The 19,512-nt window shown below is 63.9% G+C and carries 19 protein-coding genes and 1 tRNA gene; 15 read left to right on the plus strand and 5 right to left on the minus strand.

Going from position 1 to position 19,512, the window contains the following annotated elements; translation table 11 throughout:
* Positions 1–279: 279 nt before the first annotated feature.
* Positions 280–960 (minus strand): ComEC/Rec2 family competence protein, encoded by a 681-nt coding sequence (locus tag FLM21_RS06240; RefSeq protein WP_148714737.1) that lies wholly within the window; start codon positions 958–960, stop codon positions 280–282.
* A gap of 82 nt (positions 961–1,042) precedes the next feature.
* On the opposite strand from FLM21_RS06240, the gene FLM21_RS06245 reads away from it, so the two are divergent.
* Entirely contained in the window at positions 1,043–2,218 is a 1,176-nt protein-coding gene (locus tag FLM21_RS06245) for a UbiH/UbiF family hydroxylase (RefSeq protein ID WP_148717464.1), read from the plus strand.
* A 15-nt stretch (positions 2,219–2,233) separates the two neighbouring features.
* On the plus strand, positions 2,234–2,992 hold the full coding sequence (locus tag FLM21_RS06250) for a DsbC family protein (RefSeq protein WP_148714738.1): 759 nt from the start codon (positions 2,234–2,236) through the stop codon (positions 2,990–2,992).
* A gap of 27 nt (positions 2,993–3,019) precedes the next feature.
* Here the strand turns inward: FLM21_RS06250 and rquA are convergent, their stop codons facing one another.
* Positions 3,020–3,736, minus strand: a complete 717-nt coding sequence (rquA, locus tag FLM21_RS06255) for a rhodoquinone biosynthesis methyltransferase RquA (RefSeq protein ID WP_148714739.1) — start codon at positions 3,734–3,736, stop codon at positions 3,020–3,022.
* Between the two features lie 360 nt (positions 3,737–4,096).
* Between rquA and FLM21_RS06260 the strand changes: the two genes are divergently transcribed.
* The 7 genes from FLM21_RS06260 to FLM21_RS06290 all read left to right on the plus strand — a co-directional run bounded on the left by FLM21_RS06260 (position 4,097) and on the right by FLM21_RS06290 (position 11,552).
* Positions 4,097–4,516 (plus strand): VOC family protein, encoded by a 420-nt coding sequence (locus FLM21_RS06260; protein WP_148714740.1) that lies wholly within the window; start codon positions 4,097–4,099, stop codon positions 4,514–4,516.
* A gap of 293 nt (positions 4,517–4,809) precedes the next feature.
* Complete coding sequence (locus tag FLM21_RS06265) at positions 4,810–6,408, plus strand: ABC transporter substrate-binding protein (protein ID WP_148714741.1); 1,599 nt, start codon at positions 4,810–4,812, stop codon at positions 6,406–6,408.
* 133 nt (positions 6,409–6,541) lie between these two features.
* Positions 6,542–7,552: an ABC transporter permease subunit gene (locus tag FLM21_RS06270; RefSeq protein ID WP_148714742.1), complete on the plus strand. Its 1,011-nt coding sequence runs from the start codon at positions 6,542–6,544 to the stop codon at positions 7,550–7,552.
* 4 nt (positions 7,553–7,556) lie between these two features.
* A complete protein-coding gene (locus tag FLM21_RS06275) occupies positions 7,557–8,450 on the plus strand; it encodes an ABC transporter permease subunit (protein WP_246120833.1) in 894 nt (297 codons plus the stop codon).
* Between the two features lie 3 nt (positions 8,451–8,453).
* A complete protein-coding gene (locus FLM21_RS06280) occupies positions 8,454–9,425 on the plus strand; it encodes an ABC transporter ATP-binding protein (protein ID WP_148714744.1) in 972 nt (323 codons plus the stop codon).
* Positions 9,418–10,425 carry a peptide ABC transporter ATP-binding protein gene (locus FLM21_RS06285; RefSeq protein WP_281284966.1) on the plus strand — a complete coding sequence of 336 codons (1,008 nt, stop codon included), beginning with the start codon at positions 9,418–9,420 and terminating at the stop codon, positions 10,423–10,425. Before FLM21_RS06280 ends, FLM21_RS06285 begins: the two co-directional genes overlap by 8 nt.
* A 149-nt stretch (positions 10,426–10,574) precedes the next feature.
* Complete coding sequence (locus tag FLM21_RS06290) at positions 10,575–11,552, plus strand: DUF2860 family protein (protein ID WP_187360111.1); 978 nt, start codon at positions 10,575–10,577, stop codon at positions 11,550–11,552.
* A 231-nt stretch (positions 11,553–11,783) separates the two neighbouring features.
* Here the strand turns inward: FLM21_RS06290 and FLM21_RS06295 are convergent, their stop codons facing one another.
* Positions 11,784–12,200 carry a BLUF domain-containing protein gene (locus tag FLM21_RS06295; RefSeq protein WP_148714746.1) on the minus strand — a complete coding sequence of 139 codons (417 nt, stop codon included), beginning with the start codon at positions 12,198–12,200 and terminating at the stop codon, positions 11,784–11,786.
* Between the two features lie 152 nt (positions 12,201–12,352).
* Here FLM21_RS06295 and FLM21_RS06300 point away from each other — a divergent pair, with 152 nt between their 5' ends.
* Positions 12,353–13,201, plus strand: a complete 849-nt coding sequence (locus FLM21_RS06300) for a dienelactone hydrolase family protein (protein WP_148714747.1) — start codon at positions 12,353–12,355, stop codon at positions 13,199–13,201.
* A 57-nt stretch (positions 13,202–13,258) separates the two neighbouring features.
* On the opposite strand, the gene FLM21_RS06305 is transcribed toward FLM21_RS06300, so the two are convergent.
* Both FLM21_RS06305 and FLM21_RS06310 read right to left on the minus strand, forming a co-directional pair.
* On the minus strand, positions 13,259–13,579 hold the full coding sequence (locus FLM21_RS06305) for a DMT family transporter (protein WP_148714748.1): 321 nt from the start codon (positions 13,577–13,579) through the stop codon (positions 13,259–13,261).
* A gap of 115 nt (positions 13,580–13,694) precedes the next feature.
* Positions 13,695–14,444, minus strand: a complete 750-nt coding sequence (locus FLM21_RS06310) for a c-type cytochrome (protein WP_148714749.1) — start codon at positions 14,442–14,444, stop codon at positions 13,695–13,697.
* 148 nt (positions 14,445–14,592) lie between these two features.
* On the opposite strand from FLM21_RS06310, the gene FLM21_RS06315 reads away from it, so the two are divergent.
* From FLM21_RS06315 to FLM21_RS06335, 5 genes are all read left to right on the plus strand, one after another.
* A tRNA-Arg gene (locus FLM21_RS06315) sits at positions 14,593–14,669 on the plus strand.
* A gap of 141 nt (positions 14,670–14,810) precedes the next feature.
* Complete coding sequence (locus FLM21_RS06320) at positions 14,811–15,134, plus strand: hypothetical protein (RefSeq protein ID WP_148714750.1); 324 nt, start codon at positions 14,811–14,813, stop codon at positions 15,132–15,134.
* Between the two features lie 144 nt (positions 15,135–15,278).
* Positions 15,279–17,441, plus strand: coding sequence for a type I secretion system permease/ATPase (locus FLM21_RS06325; RefSeq protein WP_148714751.1), 2,163 nt, complete (start codon positions 15,279–15,281; stop codon positions 17,439–17,441).
* Complete coding sequence (locus FLM21_RS06330) at positions 17,438–18,850, plus strand: HlyD family type I secretion periplasmic adaptor subunit (protein WP_148714752.1); 1,413 nt, start codon at positions 17,438–17,440, stop codon at positions 18,848–18,850. Before FLM21_RS06325 ends, FLM21_RS06330 begins: the two co-directional genes overlap by 4 nt.
* Complete coding sequence (locus FLM21_RS06335; RefSeq protein ID WP_148714753.1) at positions 18,847–19,455, plus strand: response regulator transcription factor; 609 nt, start codon at positions 18,847–18,849, stop codon at positions 19,453–19,455. Before FLM21_RS06330 ends, FLM21_RS06335 begins: the two co-directional genes overlap by 4 nt.
* Positions 19,456–19,512 lie beyond the last annotated feature (57 nt).

A 19,512-nucleotide genomic window follows, 5' to 3' on the forward strand; every position in this document is an offset into this window, starting at 1 on the left:
GTACGTGAAGCCGCGCGCTTTGCCGGTCTCGCTGAGCGGGTTCGGGTATCAATCATGCTCGGGCAACCGAGGTATACGTAGTTCGGCCCAACTGTCGTAGCTTGGATGATAATTTCATTCCGTGAAGCTGGCGGCTGTTTATGTCGCCTCAGATTTCATTTTGGCTGCCTGTAACAAAGAAGTCGACGTGACCTCAATTCTTATTTGATGCATCACGAAAGAGCAGAACTGGAAACTTCAGCGAAATAGCCAATTTGGTGACGTTGACGAGCACAGGTTTCATTTAGAGCTGTCCAGCGGAATCGCCGATTGCTCGCCGACCACCAGCGCGACGATCACCGGCGCGTAGGGCCGTTCGCCCAGCGCGCGCTGGATGCGGGTGGCGATCACGGCGCGCAGCCGGTCGATGGTGGCCGTGTAGGCGTGTCCCGGCAAGCGTTGCCCGCCGCGTACGCTCGCCGTGGCGCCGATGTCTTCCTGTAGCAGCCAGCGTTCCAGGTCGAACCCGCCCGGGTTGACCGCGCCATGCACTTGCCGCAGCCGCAAGGCGAGTTGCCAGCGCTCTCCAGCAGCCGGGGGCGTGGCGGGCCGGTACCAGGTGACCTGGATGCGTTCGGGCAGCGGGCCAGTATCGGGCATGAAGGTGAAGCGGGTGCCGAAGCGGGTCGGTTGCGGCAACCCGCTGATATGGCCGCTTGCCGTGATCACCTGGTTTTCCAGCGCGGAAGGCAGGCGATCGGCCATTCGCGCTTCGGCGCGCCAGGCTGCCCAGCTCCAGCCGGCGGCAAGGCAGGCCAGCGCGATCAGCCAGGGGCGCCCGCGCGGCAGGGCCGCAGCAAGCAGGGCCATGAGCAAGAACATGGCGATCCCAGGCCACCACGGTGGCAGGGCTGGCTGCAATTGCAGCAGGCAGACGCCGAGCACGAAGGCGGCGAGGGGAAGCAGGGTGCGCCATAGCATCCGGACAGCCTAGACCATCCATGCTCTTGGCATGATGGCCAGCGCGTCGACCGTGCTGGCCCGACCCGGTACACTGCCGCCCATGCACAGCTACGATGCCGATCTCATCATCGTCGGTGGCGGCCTGGTCGGCGCCGCCCTGGCCGCTCGCCTTGCGCACACGCCGCTCTCGGTGTTGCTGCTCGAAGGCCGCGCGCCACACTTCGATTTCGAGCCGGGTTCGTGGGATGCACGGGTCTACGCGATCAGCCGGGCCAGCCGGCGCTTGCTGACCGAGATCGGTGCCTGGCAACGGATGAACCCGGCGCGGTTGCAGTCGGTGTCGACCATGCGCATCTTTGGCGACGATGCGCGCGCCAGGCTGGAGTTCGCCGCACCGGAGGCCGGTGTCGACGAGCTGGCCGTGATCCTGGAAAACCGCGAACTGCAACGCGCCTTGTGGCAGACCGCAACCGATTGCCCGAATGTCTCGGTGCTGGCGCCGGCAATGCCGACCGCGCTGGCAGTCGACGCCGAAACGGCGACGGTGACGCTGGCCGACGGCCGTGTACTGAAGAGCCGTCTGGTGATCGGTGCCGATGGCGCCCAATCCTGGGTGCGCGCGCAGATTGGCAGCGAGGTGGCGGCCCATCCCTATGGCCAGTGGGGTGTGGTGGCCAATTTCGAATGCGACAAACCTCATCTGGGCGTGGCGCACCAATGGTTCTTTGACGACGGCGTGCTGGCGTGGCTGCCGCTCGCCGGTGGGCGCATGTCCATGGTCTGGTCGTGTGATGAGGCCAGGCGCGCCGAATTGCTAGCGCTGGGGCCGGCCGAGTTGGCGGAATGCGTGGCGCAGGCCGGCGGTCGGCGACTGGGCGACTTGCGTCAGATCGGCGCGACAGCAGCCTTTCCCTTACAGTTGAATCGCGTGGCTAGGACCGTGGCTGCGCGGGTCGCCCTGATCGGCGATGCGGCGCACACCGTGCATCCGCTGGCCGGGCAGGGCGTGAATCTGGGTTTTGGCGACGTCGCGGAACTTGCGCGTGTCCTGTCCGCCGAACTCCCGGCGCGTTGCGGCGACTATCTGGTGCTGCGACGCTACGAGCGCGCCCGGCGTGAGCCGGTGGCGCTGATGCAGACCGTGTGCGACGGCCTGCAAAAGCTGTTCAACAATACCAACCCGCTGCTCAAGACCCTGCGCAATGCCGGGCTGGGGCTGACCGACCAACAGGCATGGCTCAAGCATCGACTGATCCGCCATGCCATGGATGCCTGAACCAAGGAAACACCCATGCTGATCCCGAACCGCTTCATCCGTACCGCCATCGCCGGCGGCATGATCGCGCTGACCGCCTGCTCGGCTTCGGCCGACACGGCCAAGGAACCCAAGGAAGCGAAGGCGTTGCGCACCAACCTCGAAAAGCAGCTGCAGGGGCGCAAGGTGCAGAGCGTGCGTGCCACGCCGCTCAAGGGCATCTATGAAGTGGTGCTCGAAGGTCGCCAGATCGTGTACACCGACAACAAGGGTGACTACGTGCTGATCGGTGATCTGGTCGATGTGGCCAAGAAGCAAAGCCTGACCGAAGCGCGCATGGCTGAGCTGATGAGCACGGATTTCTCCAAGCTGCCGCTCGACAAGGCCGTCAAGGACGTGCGTGGTGACGGCAGCCGCAAGCTGGCGGTGTTCTCCGATCCGGATTGCCCATTCTGCAAGAAGTTCGAGCGCGAAAGCCTGGATGGCGTCGACAACGTCACCATCTACACCTTCCTGTTCCCGCTGCCGATCCACCCGGATGCACCGCGCAAGTCGGCACTGATCTGGTGTGCGGCCGACCGCAAGGCCGCCTGGCATGACTGGATCCTGAACGAGAAGCTGCCGGAAGACGGCAAGACCGATTGCCCGACGCCGCTGGAAGACAACGCCAAGCTGGCCGAAGCACTCGGCATCAGCGGCACCCCGGCGTTGATCTTCGGCAATGGCCGCATCGTTTCGGGCGCGATCCCGAAGGAGCAGCTGGAGCAGGCACTGGCTGAAAACGCCAAGAAGTAAGCGCAGCAGCGAGGAAAAAAACGCGGCCTAGGCCGCGTTTTTTCTTTGGGCGATCACGCACTGGTACACACCGCCGAACAGTGTGCTCTTGCGCCATTGATAGTCGTCGGCATGGCTGGCGTAGACGCGGATCTCGTGTTGCCACATGGCGTGGGCAAATGGCTCGAGCCAGGCGTTCACCAGCCGCAGCAACCAGCCTATCGGTTGCCACGGCGCCGGGCGGTGGTAGTCGACGAACACCGCCTCGCCGTCGTCGGTGAGGTGGGCCAGCATGTTGTCGACCACGGCGCGCTTGGTCTCCTCCGGCACCTCATGCAGCAGGAAGAAGCTGCAGACCAGGTCATAACGCCCTTCGCTGCCAAAGTGTGCGGCATCCGCACGCATCACCCTGGCCCAGGGAATGCCGCCGAGCTTGGCGTCGGCCTGCTCCAGCTGGGCCGGGGCGATGTCGGTCAGGTGGAATGCGCCGTGTGGCCCGACCCGTCCGGCTGCGCGCTGGACCAGATCGCCATAGACGTGCGCCACCTGCCAGACCCGGCTGCCAGAGCGGATACGCTCCAGATAGCGCCGCATCAAGCGGTTGTCCTGGCCGAACAGCAGCGTCTTCACCACCGCGGGGCGATCCAGCAACCGCACGTGCCGCGGATTGACGTAGGCCCAGTCGTAGATGTCGACCAGATAGTCGGGCACGCCGTCGTAGTAGTCGGCGGGGTTGGGGGTGTGCGTGGCTTCGATCGGTTGCATGGCGCGCTCCTGTATTTGCCTACAGGCTAGCGGCGACGATGACGCTGCAATTTGCGCTGGGCCAAGTTCCGCATGATGTAGTCGCCACAGTTCGACTACCACTTGTCGGGCTGCCATACCCATCTGGTGCATGCCAAAGGCATCTTGGTGCGCGCTGCGTTACACCAGTGCATAAGCAGAAACGGGAGGAGATCAACATGGACGAATTGAAGGCGGCCTGGATCAAGGCCGGATGGATCGCGTTGTCGTCGGCGGTTGTCGCATCGGCGTTCACGTTGCTGTTGCAGGGGCTGCGCGGCTGATTGCCACGGCGGTGGCGGCGCGGCATCATCGGCGCTTTTTTGCTGAGGAGCAGCGCCGATGCGGCCAAGACTGAATCTCATTGTGCTGGGCGTGCGCGACGTGGCGCGCTCGGCCGCATTCTTCGAAGCGCTGGGCTGGCCCAAAGCCGCGACCAGCCATGACAGCTTCGTCAAGTTCGACCTGGGCGGCGTGGTGCTGGCGATCCAGCCGCGCGATGCTTTTGCCCGCGATGCCTGCTATGCCGAGGTGCAGGGCAGCGGCTTTGCTGGCATCGCACTCGCCTATATCGCTCGCCACCCCGATGACGTGCCGCGCGTGCTCGACAAGGCGGTGGCGCTCGGCGCCGAGCTCGTCAAGCCGGCGACCACAAATGCCTGGGGCGTGGCCGGCTACTTCCGCGATCCGGACGGGCACCTGTTCGAGGTGCTGTACGAGGACGGCTGGCAGTTCGATGCCGACGACAACCTCGTCGTCTGAGCAGGCTCCCGCCGCACTTCCCCTGTCGCTGGCGGGCTCTGCCATGTTCGTCTATGTCCTTTAAGTAGGCCTGAGCGACAAGTTGCGCCCCATGTCAGCATGGGGCGACTCGCCGGTCAGCTTGGCCGGCCTTGTCCTGCATCAACGCGCAGCCCGACAAAGTTTTCCACAGTGGAGCCTCTGTCGCGCGATGCCGCGGCCCAGGCGGGTCCAGTCCCGATAACGGGTCGTGGCGCCGGCTCATCACATGCCGGGTTCGTGCTCCCGTTCAACCGACTACGCGGAGTCTGCCCATGCGCCGTACCTCGTTCCTCCTTGTGCTCGCCGCCGCAGCGGTTTTGGCTGCCGGCAGTGCTGCCGCCGCAGGCAAGACGCTGATCTTCTGCTCTGAGGGCAGCCCGGCCGGGTTCGATCCCGCGCGCTACACCACCGGCACCGATTTCGATGTATCGGCCGAGACGGTGTTCAACCGCCTCGTCGAGTTCGAGCGCGGCAGCACCAAGGTGCGCCCGGCACTGGCCGAGAAGTGGCAGGTCAGTGAGGACGGGCTGAGCTATACCTTCCAGCTGCGCCGCGCAGTGAAATTCCACACCACGCCATACTTCAAGCCTGGGCGCGACTTCAATGCCGATGACGTGGTCTTCACCTTCCAGCGGCTGATCGACAAGAACCTGCCATTCAACAAGGCCGCGCCGGCCGAGTATCCGTACGCCACCGACATGGGCATGGACAGCAACATCGCCGGCGTCGACAAGGTCGATCCTTACACGGTGCGCTTCCGCCTCAAGCAGGTGGACCCGGCCTTCATTCAGAACCTGGCGATGTCGTTCGCCTCGATCCAGTCCGCCGAATATGCCGACAGGCTGCTCAAGTCCGGCAAGGCGGCAATGATCAATATCGAGCCGATCGGCACCGGTCCTTTCGTGTTCAAGAGCTACCAGAAAGATGCAGCAATCCGTTACGACGCCAATCCGCAGTACTGGCGCAAGGAGGAGCTGCTGCTGGGCAAGCTGATCTTCGCCATCACCCCCGATGCCTCGGTCCGGGTGCAGAAGCTGCAGAAGGGCGAATGCCACGTGATGGCGTACCCGCGCCCGGCCGACGTGAAGCAGCTGCAGGCCGACAAGAACCTCAGCGTGCCGAGCCAGGCCGGCTTCAACCTCGGCTGGGTGGCGTACAACGTCAAGCACAAGCCGCTGGACAAGGTCGAGGTGCGCCAAGCGCTCGACATGGCGATCAACAAGAAGGCGATCATCGCTGCCGTCTACCAGGGCGCCGGCCAGCTGGCGACCAACCCGATGCCGCCCACGCAGTGGTCGTACAACAAGGCGCTGAAGGATGCACCGCTCGACGTGGCCAAGGCCAAGGCGCTGCTCGCCAAGGCGGGCCTCCCCAACGGCATGGAGATCACATTGTGGGCGATGCCGGTGCAGCGGCCGTATAACCCCAATGCCAAGCTGATGGCCGAGATGATCCAGGCCGACTGGGCCAAGATCGGGGTCAAGGCCAAGATCGTCACCTATGAGTGGGGCGAATACATCAAGCGCGCCAAGGCCGGCGAGCACGACACCATGCTGATCGGCTGGAACGGCGACAACGGCGATCCGGACAACTGGCTGGGCGTGAACCTCGGCTGCGACGCAGTCGGCGGCAACAACTACTCCAACTGGTGCTACAAGCCGTACGACGAGCTGATCGTCAAGGCACGCCGCGTCGCGTCGCAGGCCGAGCGCATCAAGCTCTACGAAAAGGCGCAGGCGGTGTTCAAGGAGCAGGTGCCGTTCACGCCGATCGCCCACTCCACCATCTACCAGCCGCTGCGCAAGGATGTGCAGGGCTTCAAGATCAGCCCGTTCGCGCTCAACTCGTTCTATGGCGTGAGCCTGAAATAACGCCGCGGCGCCCACCGGCGCTGCGTGGCCCGACGGCCCGCGTTGCACCACGTGGGCCGTTTTCGTTGGCTGCATGAGCCCGCTCCGGCCCGATTGCATGCAGCGATCGGTAGGGGGGCTTGGGGAGCATTCCATGTTCGCATTCCTGATCCGCCGGCTTGCCGTGGTGGTGCCGACCTTCCTCGGCATTACCGTGCTGGCGTTCGCGCTGATCCATCTGATTCCGGGTGATCCCATCCTGGTGATGATGGGCGAGCGCAATCTCGATCCGGCGCTGTACCAGGCCGCGATGCAGCGGCTCGGCCTCGATCAGCCGCTGTACCTGCAGTACTGGCATTACCTGGTGAACATGGTACATGGCGATCTGGGGCAATCGATCGTCACGCAGGAGCCGGTGCTGTCCGAATTCCTCAAGCTGTTCCCGGCCACGCTGGAGCTGTCGGTCTGCGCCATGGTGTTTGCCACCATGCTGGGGCTGATGGCGGGCATCGTCGCGGCCACCCGGCGCGGTACGGTGGTGGACCACACGGTGATGGGCGCCGCGCTCACCGGTTATTCGATGCCCATCTTCTGGTGGGGCCTGATCCTGATCATCTTCTTCTCGGTGCAGCTCGACTGGACGCCGGTCTCCGGCCGCATCGCGCTGGAGTTCGATGTGGAGCCCGTCACCGGGCTGATGCTGGTCGATACGTTGCTGGCCGGCGACATCGACGCGTTCAAGTCCGCGCTGATGCACCTGATCCTGCCGACGGTGGTGCTCGGCACCATCCCGATGGCGGTGATCGCGCGGATGACGCGCTCGGCCATGCTGGAAGTGCTGCGCGAGGACTACATCCGCACCGCGCGCGCCAAGGGCCTGTCGCGCACTCGCATCGTGCTGGTGCATGCGCTGCGCAATGCGCTGATGCCGGTGGTGACGGTGATCGGGCTGCAGGTAGGCGCGCTGCTGGCCGGCGCCGTGCTGACCGAGACCATCTTTTCCTGGCCGGGCATCGGCAAGTGGCTGATCGATTCGATCTCGCGCCGCGACTATCCGGTGGTGCAGGGCGGCATCCTGCTGGTAGCCACCATGATCATCGTCGTCAACCTGCTGGTCGATGTGCTGTATGGCGTCATCAACCCGCGCATCCGCCACGCGAGGTAAGGCCATGAGCACCGTCGCGACCGCCTCGCCGGTCTATCCATCGCCGTTGAAGGCCTTCTGGCGCGCGTTTCGCGAGAACACGGGCGCCACCGTCGCGCTCGGCTATTTCGCGCTGCTGGTGCTGGTGGCATTGCTGGCGCCGTGGCTGGCACCGCATTCGCCGACCGAGCAGTACCGCGACGCGTTGCTGGCGCCGCCGGCCTGGTCCGACGGCGGCAGCTGGCGCTTCGTGCTCGGCACCGACGAGGCCGGGCGCGACATCCTGTCACGCCTGCTGCACGGCGCGAGGCTCTCGCTGATGATCGGCTTCACCTCGGTGCTGCTGTCGCTGATTCCCGGCGTGGTGCTCGGGCTGGTGGCGGCGTTCCGTCCCGGCGCGCTCGGTACCACCATCATGCGGCTGATGGACATCATGCTGGCGCTACCCTCGCTGCTGCTGGCGATTGCCATCGTCGCGGTGCTCGGGCCGGGCCTGGGCAACACCGTGCTGGCCATCGCCATCGTCGGTCTGCCATCTTATGTGCGGCTGGCGCGCGCGGCGGCGATGACCGAGCGCTCCAAGGATTACGTGATCGCCAGCCGGTTGGCCGGCGCCGGTACGCTGCGACTGATGTTCGACACCGTGCTGCCCAACTGCATGGCGCCGCTGATCGTGCAGGCGACGCTGGGTTTTTCCTCCGCCATCCTCGATGCGGCCGCGCTCGGCTTTCTCGGCCTGGGCGCGCCGCCGCCGCTGCCCGAATGGGGCACCATGCTGGCCACCGCGCGCGAGTACATCCAGAGCGCCTGGTGGGTGGTGACCATGCCGGGCCTGGCCATTCTGGTGACGGTGCTGGCGCTCAACCTGATGGGGGACGGCCTGCGTGATGCGCTCGACCCCAAGCTGAAGAAAGGGTGAGCGATGAGCCTGCTGCATATCCGCAACCTCAATGTGAGCTTCGGCGCCTTCCGCGCCGTGTCCGGTGTCGACCTGTCGGTGGACAAGGGCGAGATCGTCGGCATCGTTGGCGAGTCGGGCTCGGGCAAGAGCGTGACCATGCTGGCGCTGATGGGCCTGATCGATGCGCCGGGCGTAGTGCGTGCCGATGCGCTGCAGTTCAACGGCCAGGACCTGCTGCGTGCCAAGCCGCGCCAGCTGCGCCGCATTGTCGGTGCCGACGTGGCGATGATCTTCCAGGATGCGCTTACCAGCCTGAACCCGGCTTATACCGTGGGTGCCCAGCTGGCCGAAACGCTGAAGCTGCATCTCGGGATGTCGCGCCGCGCCGCGCGGCAACGGGCGCTGGCGCTGCTCGACATGGTCGAGATTCCCGATGCCAAGGCGCGTTACTCGGCGTATCCGCACCAGCTCTCGGGCGGCATGAGCCAGCGGGTGATGATCGCGATGGCGATCGCCTGTAACCCCAAGCTGCTGATTGCCGACGAGCCGACCACTGCGCTCGATGTCACCGTGCAGGCGCAGATCATGGAGCTGCTGGTCAATCTGCAGCGACAGAACGACATGGGGCTGATCCTGATCACGCACGACCTGGCCGTGGTGGCCGAGGTGGCGCAGCGGGTGGTGGTGATGTACGCCGGCGAAGTGGTCGAGCAAAGCCCGGTGCCGGACATCTTCAATACGCCGCGCCATCCGTATACGCAGGCGCTGCTGGCCTCGATTCCGGAACACAGCAAGGGCGCTGAGCGGCTCGCCACGCTGCCCGGCGTGGTGCCCGGGTTGTATGACCGGCCCAATGGCTGTTTGCTGAGCCCGCGCTGCCCTTACGTGCAGCCGGTCTGCCACCGCGAGCATCCTTCGCTGGCCGCCACTGCCAATGGCAGTGCCCGTTGCTTCTTCGCGCTCGACGATGCCGGGAGGCCCAGCCATGGCTGATCACCCGCTGCCTACCACCGACGCTGTCATGCCTGATACGCCCGTGATGATCGCCCGTGCGCTGTCGCGCCATTACACCGTGTCGCGCGAACTGTTCAAGGGCCAGGCCACGGTGAAGGCGTTGAACGATGTGTCGTTCGAGCTTGCCCATGGTCGTACGCTGGCGGTGGTCGGCGAATCAGGCTCGGGAAAATCGACACTGGCGCGCCAACTTACGCTGATCGAGGAGCCCAGCGGCGGCAGCCTGCAGATCGGTGGAATCGAGATCGCCGGTGCCAGTCGCGACCAGTTGCGTACGCTGCGGCCGACGGTGCAGATGGTGTTCCAGAATCCCTATGCGTCGCTGAATCCGCGCAAGCAGGTGGGCGCGATGCTGGCCGAGCCGTTGCGGCTGAATACGACTTTGAGCGCGGTGGAGCGGGAGGGGAAGGTGCGCGCGATGATGGCCAAGGTCGGCCTGCGCCCGGAGCACTACCACCGCTATCCGCACATGTTCTCCGGCGGGCAGCGCCAGCGCATCGCCGTTGCCCGTGCCATGATGCTGCAGCCACGCATCGTGGTGGCGGATGAGCCGACCTCCGCGCTGGATGTGTCGATCCAGGCACAGATCCTCAACCTGTTCATGGATCTGCAGGACGAGCTCGGGACTGCGTATGTGTTCATCAGCCACAACCTGGCCGTGGTCGAGCACGTGGCGGACGAGGTGATGGTGATGTACTTCGGCAGCACCGTGGAATACGGCGACAAGGCCGCTGTGTTCGCGCGGCCACTGCATCCATACACCCGTGCGCTGATGTCGGCCACGCCGGCCATCCATAAGGAAGACCGGCAGATCAAGCTCAAGCTGGTGGGCGAGTTGCCGTCGCCGCTCAATCCGCCGACCGGCTGCGCTTTCCATACGCGCTGCCCGTTTGCTGCCGAGCGTTGCCGGGCTGAGGCCCCGCCGCTGAGACCCTTCGAGGGCCGGCTGGTGGCGTGCCACCGGGTCGAGGAAATCTGACCGGAAGCCAAAGACGAGGTGCGACATGATGATGGAATGCGATATTAGCTTTCCTTAAACTTTCACGTCTATCGGGTAGGCATCGGCACGTAGCCGGACTGAAAACAAGATTGCGTTAAGCTCGGGCCTCCGATCCCATGGAGGTTCCCATGCAGTTGCGCTCGCACACCGTCCTGATGTCCTGCCTGCTTATCCCTGCCGCCTGGGCGGACCAGGTGCCCGAACCGGGCTTTCGGGGCAACGTGAGCCTGCACGCGGGCTGGGCGCAGGAACGCTCGCAGTCCAATACCGACAGCAACCAGCGCATCACCGAGCTGGGCCGCGCGCCGCAGAGCGACGACACGGTGCTGGTGTTGCCGATGTGGGATCTGGCTTATCGCTTCGAAGGCTTCACCGGCGAGGTCTACTTTCAATCGGCGCTCGGCGGCATGGCGGACAACTTCTATATGGAAGCGGGTTATCGCCACTACCTGCCCGATGGCTCGCGGCTGGGCATCGGCCTGATTCCGGGTGTGCCGGCGCGCGATGCGTGGGAAGACCCGTTCGCGCTCAATGTCGACCGGGTTGAGACCGACATGACCGTGTCCGGCGCCATGCTGCACTACGATGCCATTCTCGGTTCCGGCTTCAACCTGGAGCTGGGCTATGGCGAGCGCAAGCTCGATGTCGAGCGCAGCGGCGAGCAGGGATACAGTGCGGTGCAGCAATCGCAACTGCGCCGGGAAGGCGATCTGCTGTACGCGTCGCTGGGCCATGGGTTCGATCTGGGCGAGCAGACCTCGCTCGATGCCCGGCTGCGCTACCTCGATGACAACGCCGATGGCGAAGCCATGGCCAACCAGCGTGTCGGCGTCGAGTTCGAGCTGACCCACTCGATCGGCCGCCATGTGCTGCAGTTCGCCGGGGAGTGGACCGAGCGCGATTACGATGCCACGCATCCAGTATTCGACAAGAAGCGCGACGACACACTGTGGGGCGCCTCGTTCGCCTATATCTATGCCGAGCCGTTCTCCTGGAAGCAGACCTCGCTGATTGCCCGTGTCGGTTGGAGCGAACTCGATTCCAACATCGATTTCTACGACGAAGAGAACGTCCTCGTCTCGCTGGGCATTGGCTACGACTTCTGAGCCGAGTCGTTTTTCGCCTCGAGCATCGACGCCCTGGAACCCGGCAAAGCCGGGTTTCTGCACGTCTGAAGTGGAAACAGCGGCATTCGCTGTTCGATTCCTCACCGCCTGCCGTCGGGTGCGGCTAGGGCCTTCGCGGTCACTCGTCAGCAACCCTGGCTTGAGCTCCGGATGCAGATAGCAGGGCCACAACAGCTTCAATCGCAGTCACCAAGCCGGTGGTGCAATGCGTCACACCTCAATCAACAGCGCCGCCTCGCGCAGCAGGCCAAGCGCGGCTTCCCCGCTCATGCGCTCGGGCTGGAAGCTGTCGTTCACGCCAAAGCGCAGCAGCACTGGCACGGTGAGGGCATCGTCATCGAGGTAACCGGCACTCCAGTCGGTATAGAGTCGCTCATGGGCATCGCCGAAGTGCAGCAAAGTCACATTGCAAAAGCCGCTGGCGCGGACTACGCCGTTGTAGGCCTGGTTCACCGCCATGCGCGGGCCTTCCAGCAGCTCCAGATACTTGCCGGACTGGGTGATCAACAGGCCGGTGAGATGGTTTTCCTGGCACAGCCGTCGCCGTTGCTCAAGGTAGGCGAGGTGATCCGCTTCGGAGAGCTCTCGTGTGGCGTGGCAGGCATGGACCAGTCGGACCAGGTACATGGCATCCTCTTTTGCCTGGATTGCTACTGTGTATTGGATGCCTGTTGCCAGTGCGATGCAAGCGCTTGCAGTATCAACGGCCGAATCCTTTGATGCGGAACTGGCGCCGGCCTTTACGCGTCTTTCGAACCACCCTGACCAAGGAGTGAACGATGAACGACATCCTGTCCCAGCTCACCACCGACCGCCGCACTTTCCTCACCGGTTCGCTGGCCGCCGGCTTTGCGCTGGCTACCCAGCCGGTGGCTGCCTCGGCCATCCAGACCAATACCGCGGGCCTGATCGCCGGCCCGGTGTACATTCCGCGCGGCGACGTGTCGTTGCCGGCCTATCGTGCCCAGCCCGACCAAGCCGACGCCGCGCTGCCGGTTGTGCTGGTGATCCAGGAAATCTTCGGCGTGCACGAGTACATCCAGGACGTGTGCCGACGCCTGGCCAAGCAGGGCTATCTGGCCATCGCACCGGACCTGTTCTTCCGCCAGGGCGATGCATCCAAGTACAGCGACGTGCAGACGCTGATCAGCGAGCTGGTCTCCAAGGTGCCGGATGAGCAGGTGCTGGCCGATCTGGATGCCACCGTGGCCTGGGCCACTGCCAATCACGGCGATGCCAACCGTGTTGCAATCACTGGCTTTTGCTGGGGGGGCCGCATCACCTGGCTGTATGCCGCGCACAACCCCAGGCTCAAGGCCGCCGCTGCCTGGTATGGCCGGCTGGTGGGGCAAGCCTCGGCCAACAACCCCAAGCATCCGATCGACGTGGTCAGCAAGCTGCAGGCACCGGTGCTGGGTCTCTACGGGGGCAAGGACCAGGGCATTCCGCTGGACACCGTCGAGCAGATGCGCGAGGCGCTCAAGCGCAATCGCAAGACTGGCCAGTTCTACGTCTACGACGAAGCCGGCCATGCTTTTCACGCCGACTACCGCCCCAGCTACCTGGCCGCCGCGGCACAGGACGGCTGGAAGGAGATGCTGGCCTGGTTCAAGCGCTACGGCGTTTGAGTCAGTGATCAACAAAAAAGCCGGCATTCGCCGGCTTTTTTGTTGATCACTGCAGTGTCAGCTGACGGCCTTCAAGCCCACCACGCCGACGACGATCAGTGACAAGAATGCCACTCGCGCCATGCCTAGCGGATCGCCGAACCAGATGATGCCGCCGATGGTCACGCCGACCGCACCAAGGCCGGTCCAGATCGCGTATGCAGTACCGGCGGGAATGCCGCGCATCGCGAACGACAACAGTGCCATATTGATAAAGGACAGCAGCACCGATCCCGCAATGACCCAGGGGCTGGGGTGGGACTGCACATATTTGAGCGAAAGCGCCCAGACGATTTCGGTGAACACGGCCAAGCCGAGCACCAGCCAGTAGTTGGACATGCATACTCCTGCGGGCTCGGAAAAGAGGCGACCCAGCGGAAACCCGAAAGAGCTGGTTGGCCCGGAAAACGAAACGGGCGGCCTGGGCCGCCCGTTCTGATGATCCAGCTTGGCCTTACTTGGCGGCGTTGATCATATAGAGGGCTGCTGCCTTGAACTCCTCATCGGAGCCCTGGTAGCCACCCTTGGGCGGCATGGCATTCAGACCCTTGATGCCGATGGCGACGGCGGCATCGATACCGTCCTTCAGGCGCGGCGCCCAAGCCGCCTTGTCACCGAATTTCGGCGCACCCGAGATGCCGGCAGCGTGGCAGGCCATGCAGACGGAATCGTAGATCTCCTTGCCCTTGGTGGCCGGATCGATGGCGCCACCTGCGGCCGCAGCAACCTTGGGCTCCTCGAACTTGGCACCGGCGGCATTGGCCATGAAGGCCACTGCACGCTTCACTTCATCGTCGGTCAGGTCGGCAGCGCCGCCCTTGGCCGGCATGGCATTGAAGCCACCGATGGCATGCTTGGACAACGTGTCGTAGCCCTGCGCGATCCGGGCGCCCCAGGCACCAGCGTCGCCAAACTTCGGGGCGCCGGCGAGGCCGGCGTCATGACAGGACATACAGACGGCTTCATACACCGATTTGCCGCTGCGCGAGCCGGGGGCCGCCGCATCGACGACCTTCACGCTGCCCACCGGTTGCAGCCGGGCCGAAATGGCCTCGCCTGTCATGGTGGCAAGGCCCAGATCGACGCCACTGCCGGACGTGAACAGCTTGGCCACCAGGAAAATAAGCAGCGGAAAACCGATCAACGCTGCCACGATCATGCCTACAACTTTTTGTGCGCCGCTAGCGACATTGGAACCGCTCATGCTGCCATCCCTAGTCATTGTTTGGATTTGATGCAAAGGGTGGGAACCCCTTGCCTGATAACCGCGCGGATTATACCGGCAAAGCCTTGCACCAGAAAGCAGCGCATGGACGCACCGTTCGATTCGCGCTATGATCCGCTCCCTTGACGCGCTCGTAGCTCAGTTGGATAGAGTGTCAGTTTCCGAAGCTGAAGGTCACAGGTTCGATCCCTGTCGGGCGCGCCACTTCCCTCCTGCAATACCCCATTCCACGTTGTAGTCCCGATTCCAGCCAAGGCACTTTGTTTTGTGGCAAGGCGAGCCTGCTTGCGCTGAAATCACTCAGGTGGCGTGCTAAATTGGCAACAATCAAGCACGGAGCTGACTATGCCTTACGTCCAACGCGGGCTCGGCGGCGAGATCACAGCGCTGTATGCGCAGCCGCATCCCGGTGCCGAGGAATTCGTGCCCCACGCCAGCCCGGATGTGCTGGCCTTTCTTGGCCAAGCCGAAGATCGGGCGCTGTTCGGTGAGCTCGACATCGAGTTCGTGCGCGTGATCGAGGATCTGATCGATGTACTGATCCAGAAGAACGTGTTCAAGCTGACCGATCTGCCGCCGCAGGCCCAGGCCAAGCTGCTGGCGCGACAAAGGCTGCGCAAGCGGCTGAATGGCCCGTCCTTGCTCGGGAGCGGCAACGACGTGATCTGAACGATTTGCGCCTGGCGTAGTCCCGTGTGTAACCGTGCACATGAGTATGAGCGGTTAAATTTTGGGAGTGGACGGTAGAATGCCGGCCATGATCGAAGCGGAGATCGCCCTTGCAATAGGGGCGGCACAGGATGGAAACAAGCGATGACGGGCACTGAACAGGCTCGCAATACCGACTGGCAAATGGCTGGTCGCCACGGTCATTTCGACCCCTTGCTCGATTGTCTGGTCGAAGTGACCCGCATCCATGGTTCGCCCTCCACGCGGGAGGCGCTGTCCGCCGGCCTGCCACTGGTGGATCAGCGCATCACGCCGTCGCTGTTGCCGCGTGCTGCGTCTCGCGCTGGCTTCAGCGCCCGTGTGGTCCGGCGCGGGCTCGCTGAACTGCCCGATCAGCTGATGCCGATGATCTTGCTGCTGGATGACCGGCAGGCCTGCGTGCTGCTGGAACATCTGCCGGGCGAACGGGTGCGCGTGCGTTTCCCGGAAAGCGGCGAGACGGCCGAGGACATGAGCCGGCGCGAGCTGGAGCAGCGCTACAGCGGCGTGGCCATCTTCGTGCGACCACGCTTCCGCTTCGAGGCGCGTGCGCCGGAGCTGGGCAAGATCCGCGAGCGGCACTGGTTCTGGGGTGTGGTGTTCGAGAACTGGCGGCTCTATCGCGACACATTGCTCGCAGCATTGTTGATCAATGTATTCGCGCTGGCGATGCCGTTGTTCTCGATGAATGTCTATGACCGCGTGGTGCCCAACCATGCGACCGAAACGCTGTGGGTGCTTGCCATTGGCGCGTTGCTGATCCTGTTGTTCGATTTCGTGCTGCGCACTGTGCGTGGCTACATCGTCGATGTCGCGTCCAAGCGCATCGACGTCAAGCTGTCGGCGCTGATCATGGAGCGAGTGCTCGGTATCCGCATGGAATATCGGCCGGCGTCGGTTGGCGCGTTTGCCGCCAACCTGCGTGCCTTCGAATCAGTGCGCGATTTCATCGCTTCGGCGTCCGTCACCACGCTGATCGACTTGCCGTTCGTATTCGTCTTCCTGTTGGTGCTGATCTGGCTGTCGCCGTGGTTCCTGCTGCCACCGCTGGTGGGCATGCTGTTGATCATCGGCTTCACCTACCTTGCACAGCACAAGATGCACGAGATGGTGGAGCTGACGCAGCGCGCCTCGTCGCAGCGCAATGCCACGCTGGTGGAAAGCCTTGTCGGCATCGAGGCGATCAAGGCGACCTGTTCGGAAAGCCACTTCCAGCGTCGCTGGGAACGCGCCGGCCTTTTCATCGCGCAGATCGGGGGCCGGCTCAAGCTGTTGTCGAGCACCACGGTGAACTTCGCCAACTTTATCCAGCAGCTGGTCAATGTGGTCACCGTCATTGTCGGTGTCTATCTATTGATTGACGCGCAGATCTCGATGGGCGCGATCATCGCGGCCTCCATGTTGTCTGGCCGTGCCCTGGCGCCGCTGGGACAGGTGGCTGGCGTGATGATGCAGTACCAGAACGCGCGCACCTCGCTGGCCGGGCTCGAGTCGCAGATGACCTTGCCGGTGGAGCTGCCCAACGACGCCAATTTCCTGCACCGCAAACAGTTCAAGGGTGACATCGAGTTCCGCGAGGTGAGCTTCGGCTACCAGGACGGCCAGCAGGTGTTGCGCAACGTTTCGTTCCGCATCAAGGCTGGTGAGCGCGTCGGCATCATCGGCCGGATCGGCTCGGGCAAGACCACGATCGAGAAATTGCTGCTCGGCCTCTACCACCCCACCCAGGGCGCCGTGCTGGTCGACGGTATTGATACGCGCCAGATCTACCCGGCCGAACTGCGCCATGCCATTGGCTACGTGCCGCAGGAACCGCTGCTGTTCTACGGCACGCTGCGCGAGAACATCGCCTTGGGTGCTCCGTTCACCGACGATGCGATGCTGCTGGCCGCCGCCGCCGTGGCGGGGGTCAGCGAGTTTGCCCATGCCCACCCGCGTGGCTTCGACATGCCGGTGGGCGAGCGCGGCGAGTCGTTGTCCGGTGGTCAGCGCCAGGCCGTGGTGATTGCCCGCGCATTGCTGAACGATCCGCCGATGCTGCTGCTGGACGAGCCGACCAGCTCGATGGATCACCAATCCGAAGAGCGCCTGAAGACACAGCTACGCGCATTGATCGCCGGCAAGACCATGCTACTGGTCACGCACCGCACCTCGCTGCTCGATCTCGTCGACCGGCTGATCGTGCTCGATCGCGGTACCGTAGTGGCGGATGGCCCCAAGGCACTGGTGATTGAGGCGCTGCAACAAGGCAAGGTGGGGCGCGGATGATGAACAAACTGCTCGTGATCTGGCGCCGAATGACCGGGCGCCTGCTGGAAACCAGCTCGGCGTGGTTCGACCGTTATCTGTTCTCCAATGAACGGCGCGATGTGGCGGCTGCCGATTCCGATTTCATTGCCGATGCCGATTGGGCCATCGTGCAGCAGAACCCACGCGGTTCGCGCATCCTGGTCTGGCTCGCTGCGGCAGCCTTGTTGGTGTTGCTTGCCTGGGCGGCGCTGGCCAAGGTCGATGAAGTCACCCGGGGCGAAGGCAAGGTGATCCCGTCGCGGCAGATCCAGATCGTGCAAAGCCTCGACGGTGGCATGGTGCAGGAAATCCTGGTGCGCGAAGGCCAGCAGGTCGCCAAGGGGCAATTGCTGCTGAAAATCGATCCGACGCGCTTTGTTTCCTCCTTGCGGGAAAACCAGGCGCAGTTCCTGTCGTTGAAGGCCAAGGCCGCACGCTTGGAGGCGCTGGCTTCAGGCAAGGCGTTCGAGGTACCGCCGGAGGTGTCCCAGCAGGCGCCGGATCTGGTCGAGCAGGAACGGCTACTGTATCAGTCGCGCGTGGCGGAACTCGATGCCACATTGGGCGTGGCGCGTCAGCAGCTGGCGCAACGCAGCCAGGAAATGAACGAGGTGCGTGCCAAGCGCGATCAGGCGAGCCAGAGCTATGAGCTCACCCGCCAGGAGCTCGATGCGACCAAGCCGCTGCTGAAGAGCGGTGCGGTATCCGACGTCGAAGTGCTGCGCCTGGAGCGCGACTTGGCCCGCTTCCGTGGTGACCGAGATGCGGCTGCTGCACAGATTCCCCGGATCCAGGCGGCCATCGGCGAAGCCAGCCGCAAGCAGCAGGAAGTGGAGCTGGCATTCCGCAACCAGGCCAGCAGTGAGCTTTCGGAAACGCTGGGCAAGCTCGCCAGCCTGTCCGAAGGCAAGGTGGCGCTGGCGGACCGGGTGAAGCAATCGGATGTGCGCTCGCCGGTGAAGGGCACGGTGCAGCGCTTGCTGGTCAATACCGAGGGTGGCGTGGTCCAGCCAGGCAAGGATGTGATCGAGATCGTGCCTGCCGATGATGCACTGCTGCTCGAAGCGCGCATCCAGCCGCGCGACATCGCATTCCTGCGGCCGGGCCAGCCGGCGCTGGTCAAGTTCACCGCCTACGATTTCGCCACCTATGGCGGGCTGGAAGCCACGCTGGAGCAGATCTCCGCCGATACCATCACCGATGAAAAAGGCAATGCCTTCTACGTGGTGAAGGTGCGGACCAAGACCAGCTACCTGGGGCATGAAGCGCATCGCATCATTCCCGGCATGGTGGCGGAGGTCGACATTCTGACCGGCAAGAAGACCATTCTTTCCTACCTGTTGAAACCGGTGCTGCGCGCCAAGGCCAATGCATTGACCGAGCGATGACGATTACGCTGCTTTCCCAAGATATTGCGCTGCTGGCGCACTGGCGTGGGCTTACCGATGTGCTACCCAGGCTGAGTGCCGATCCGGTTCAACTGCTCGATGCGCTGCCGGATCGCACCCTGGTGCTGTGCGATCTCGATTGCCCCGGCTTGCCGTCCTTGTCTGATGTGCGCTGGCTGAGCTGGAACAACCGCCTGCGGCTGATCGCTGCGAGCAGCCTGCCGCACGCGGATCAAAACGTGGCGGCGTTGTCTGCCGGTTTCCATGGTTATGCACACGCTTATGCTTCGTTGTCAGACTGGAGACAGATTTTGGCGACAGTGGAAGCGGGTGGATTCTGGATCGGGCCGGAAATCATGGCTCGCCTGTTGGGCACATTGCGGCAAGCGGCCCAACCCAACGTTTCCGCTGGCTGGCGTACGCAGCTTTCCTCGCGCGAGGCAGATGTGGCCGAGCGCGCAGCGCGCGGCCTGCCGAACAAGCAGATTGCCCGCGAGCTCGATATCACCGAGCGCACGGTGAAGGCCCATCTCACGGCGGCATTCGGCAAACTGGGCGTACACGACCGCCTGCAGCTTGCCCTGCTGATCAATGGCATGGGCTGAATCAGTATTTGATGATGTAAGTGACGAACGGTCGATCGCTTGTACTTAGGTACAATC

The organism is Chitinolyticbacter meiyuanensis (genome assembly GCF_008033135.1).
Taxonomy (GTDB): Bacteria; Pseudomonadota; Gammaproteobacteria; order Burkholderiales; family Chitinibacteraceae; genus Chitinolyticbacter; species Chitinolyticbacter meiyuanensis.

What these genes read in the sequence shown, in the direction of transcription:
- FLM21_RS06335 (WP_148714753.1), top strand. Translation starts at nt 18,847, where the DNA reads ATGACGATTACGCTGCTTTCCCAAGATATTGCGCTGCTGGCGCACTGG.
- FLM21_RS06280 (WP_148714744.1), top strand. Translation starts at nt 8,454, where the DNA reads ATGAGCCTGCTGCATATCCGCAACCTCAATGTGAGCTTCGGCGCCTTC.
- FLM21_RS06300 (WP_148714747.1), top strand. Translation starts at nt 12,353, where the DNA reads ATGAACGACATCCTGTCCCAGCTCACCACCGACCGCCGCACTTTCCTC.
- FLM21_RS06265 (WP_148714741.1), top strand. Translation starts at nt 4,810, where the DNA reads ATGCGCCGTACCTCGTTCCTCCTTGTGCTCGCCGCCGCAGCGGTTTTG.
- FLM21_RS06295 (WP_148714746.1), bottom strand. Translation starts at nt 12,200, where the DNA reads ATGTACCTGGTCCGACTGGTCCATGCCTGCCACGCCACACGAGAGCTC.
- FLM21_RS06245 (WP_148717464.1), top strand. Translation starts at nt 1,043, where the DNA reads ATGCACAGCTACGATGCCGATCTCATCATCGTCGGTGGCGGCCTGGTC.
- rquA (WP_148714739.1), bottom strand. Translation starts at nt 3,736, where the DNA reads ATGCAACCGATCGAAGCCACGCACACCCCCAACCCCGCCGACTACTAC.
- FLM21_RS06250 (WP_148714738.1), top strand. Translation starts at nt 2,234, where the DNA reads ATGCTGATCCCGAACCGCTTCATCCGTACCGCCATCGCCGGCGGCATG.
- FLM21_RS06325 (WP_148714751.1), top strand. Translation starts at nt 15,279, where the DNA reads ATGACGGGCACTGAACAGGCTCGCAATACCGACTGGCAAATGGCTGGT.
- FLM21_RS06320 (WP_148714750.1), top strand. Translation starts at nt 14,811, where the DNA reads ATGCCTTACGTCCAACGCGGGCTCGGCGGCGAGATCACAGCGCTGTAT.
- FLM21_RS06275 (WP_246120833.1), top strand. Translation starts at nt 7,557, where the DNA reads ATGAGCACCGTCGCGACCGCCTCGCCGGTCTATCCATCGCCGTTGAAG.
- FLM21_RS06290 (WP_187360111.1), top strand. Translation starts at nt 10,575, where the DNA reads ATGCAGTTGCGCTCGCACACCGTCCTGATGTCCTGCCTGCTTATCCCT.
- FLM21_RS06285 (WP_281284966.1), top strand. Translation starts at nt 9,418, where the DNA reads ATGGCTGATCACCCGCTGCCTACCACCGACGCTGTCATGCCTGATACG.
- FLM21_RS06305 (WP_148714748.1), bottom strand. Translation starts at nt 13,579, where the DNA reads ATGTCCAACTACTGGCTGGTGCTCGGCTTGGCCGTGTTCACCGAAATC.
- FLM21_RS06310 (WP_148714749.1), bottom strand. Translation starts at nt 14,444, where the DNA reads ATGAGCGGTTCCAATGTCGCTAGCGGCGCACAAAAAGTTGTAGGCATG.
- FLM21_RS06240 (WP_148714737.1), bottom strand. Translation starts at nt 960, where the DNA reads ATGCTATGGCGCACCCTGCTTCCCCTCGCCGCCTTCGTGCTCGGCGTC.
- FLM21_RS06270 (WP_148714742.1), top strand. Translation starts at nt 6,542, where the DNA reads ATGTTCGCATTCCTGATCCGCCGGCTTGCCGTGGTGGTGCCGACCTTC.
- FLM21_RS06330 (WP_148714752.1), top strand. Translation starts at nt 17,438, where the DNA reads ATGATGAACAAACTGCTCGTGATCTGGCGCCGAATGACCGGGCGCCTG.
- FLM21_RS06260 (WP_148714740.1), top strand. Translation starts at nt 4,097, where the DNA reads ATGCGGCCAAGACTGAATCTCATTGTGCTGGGCGTGCGCGACGTGGCG.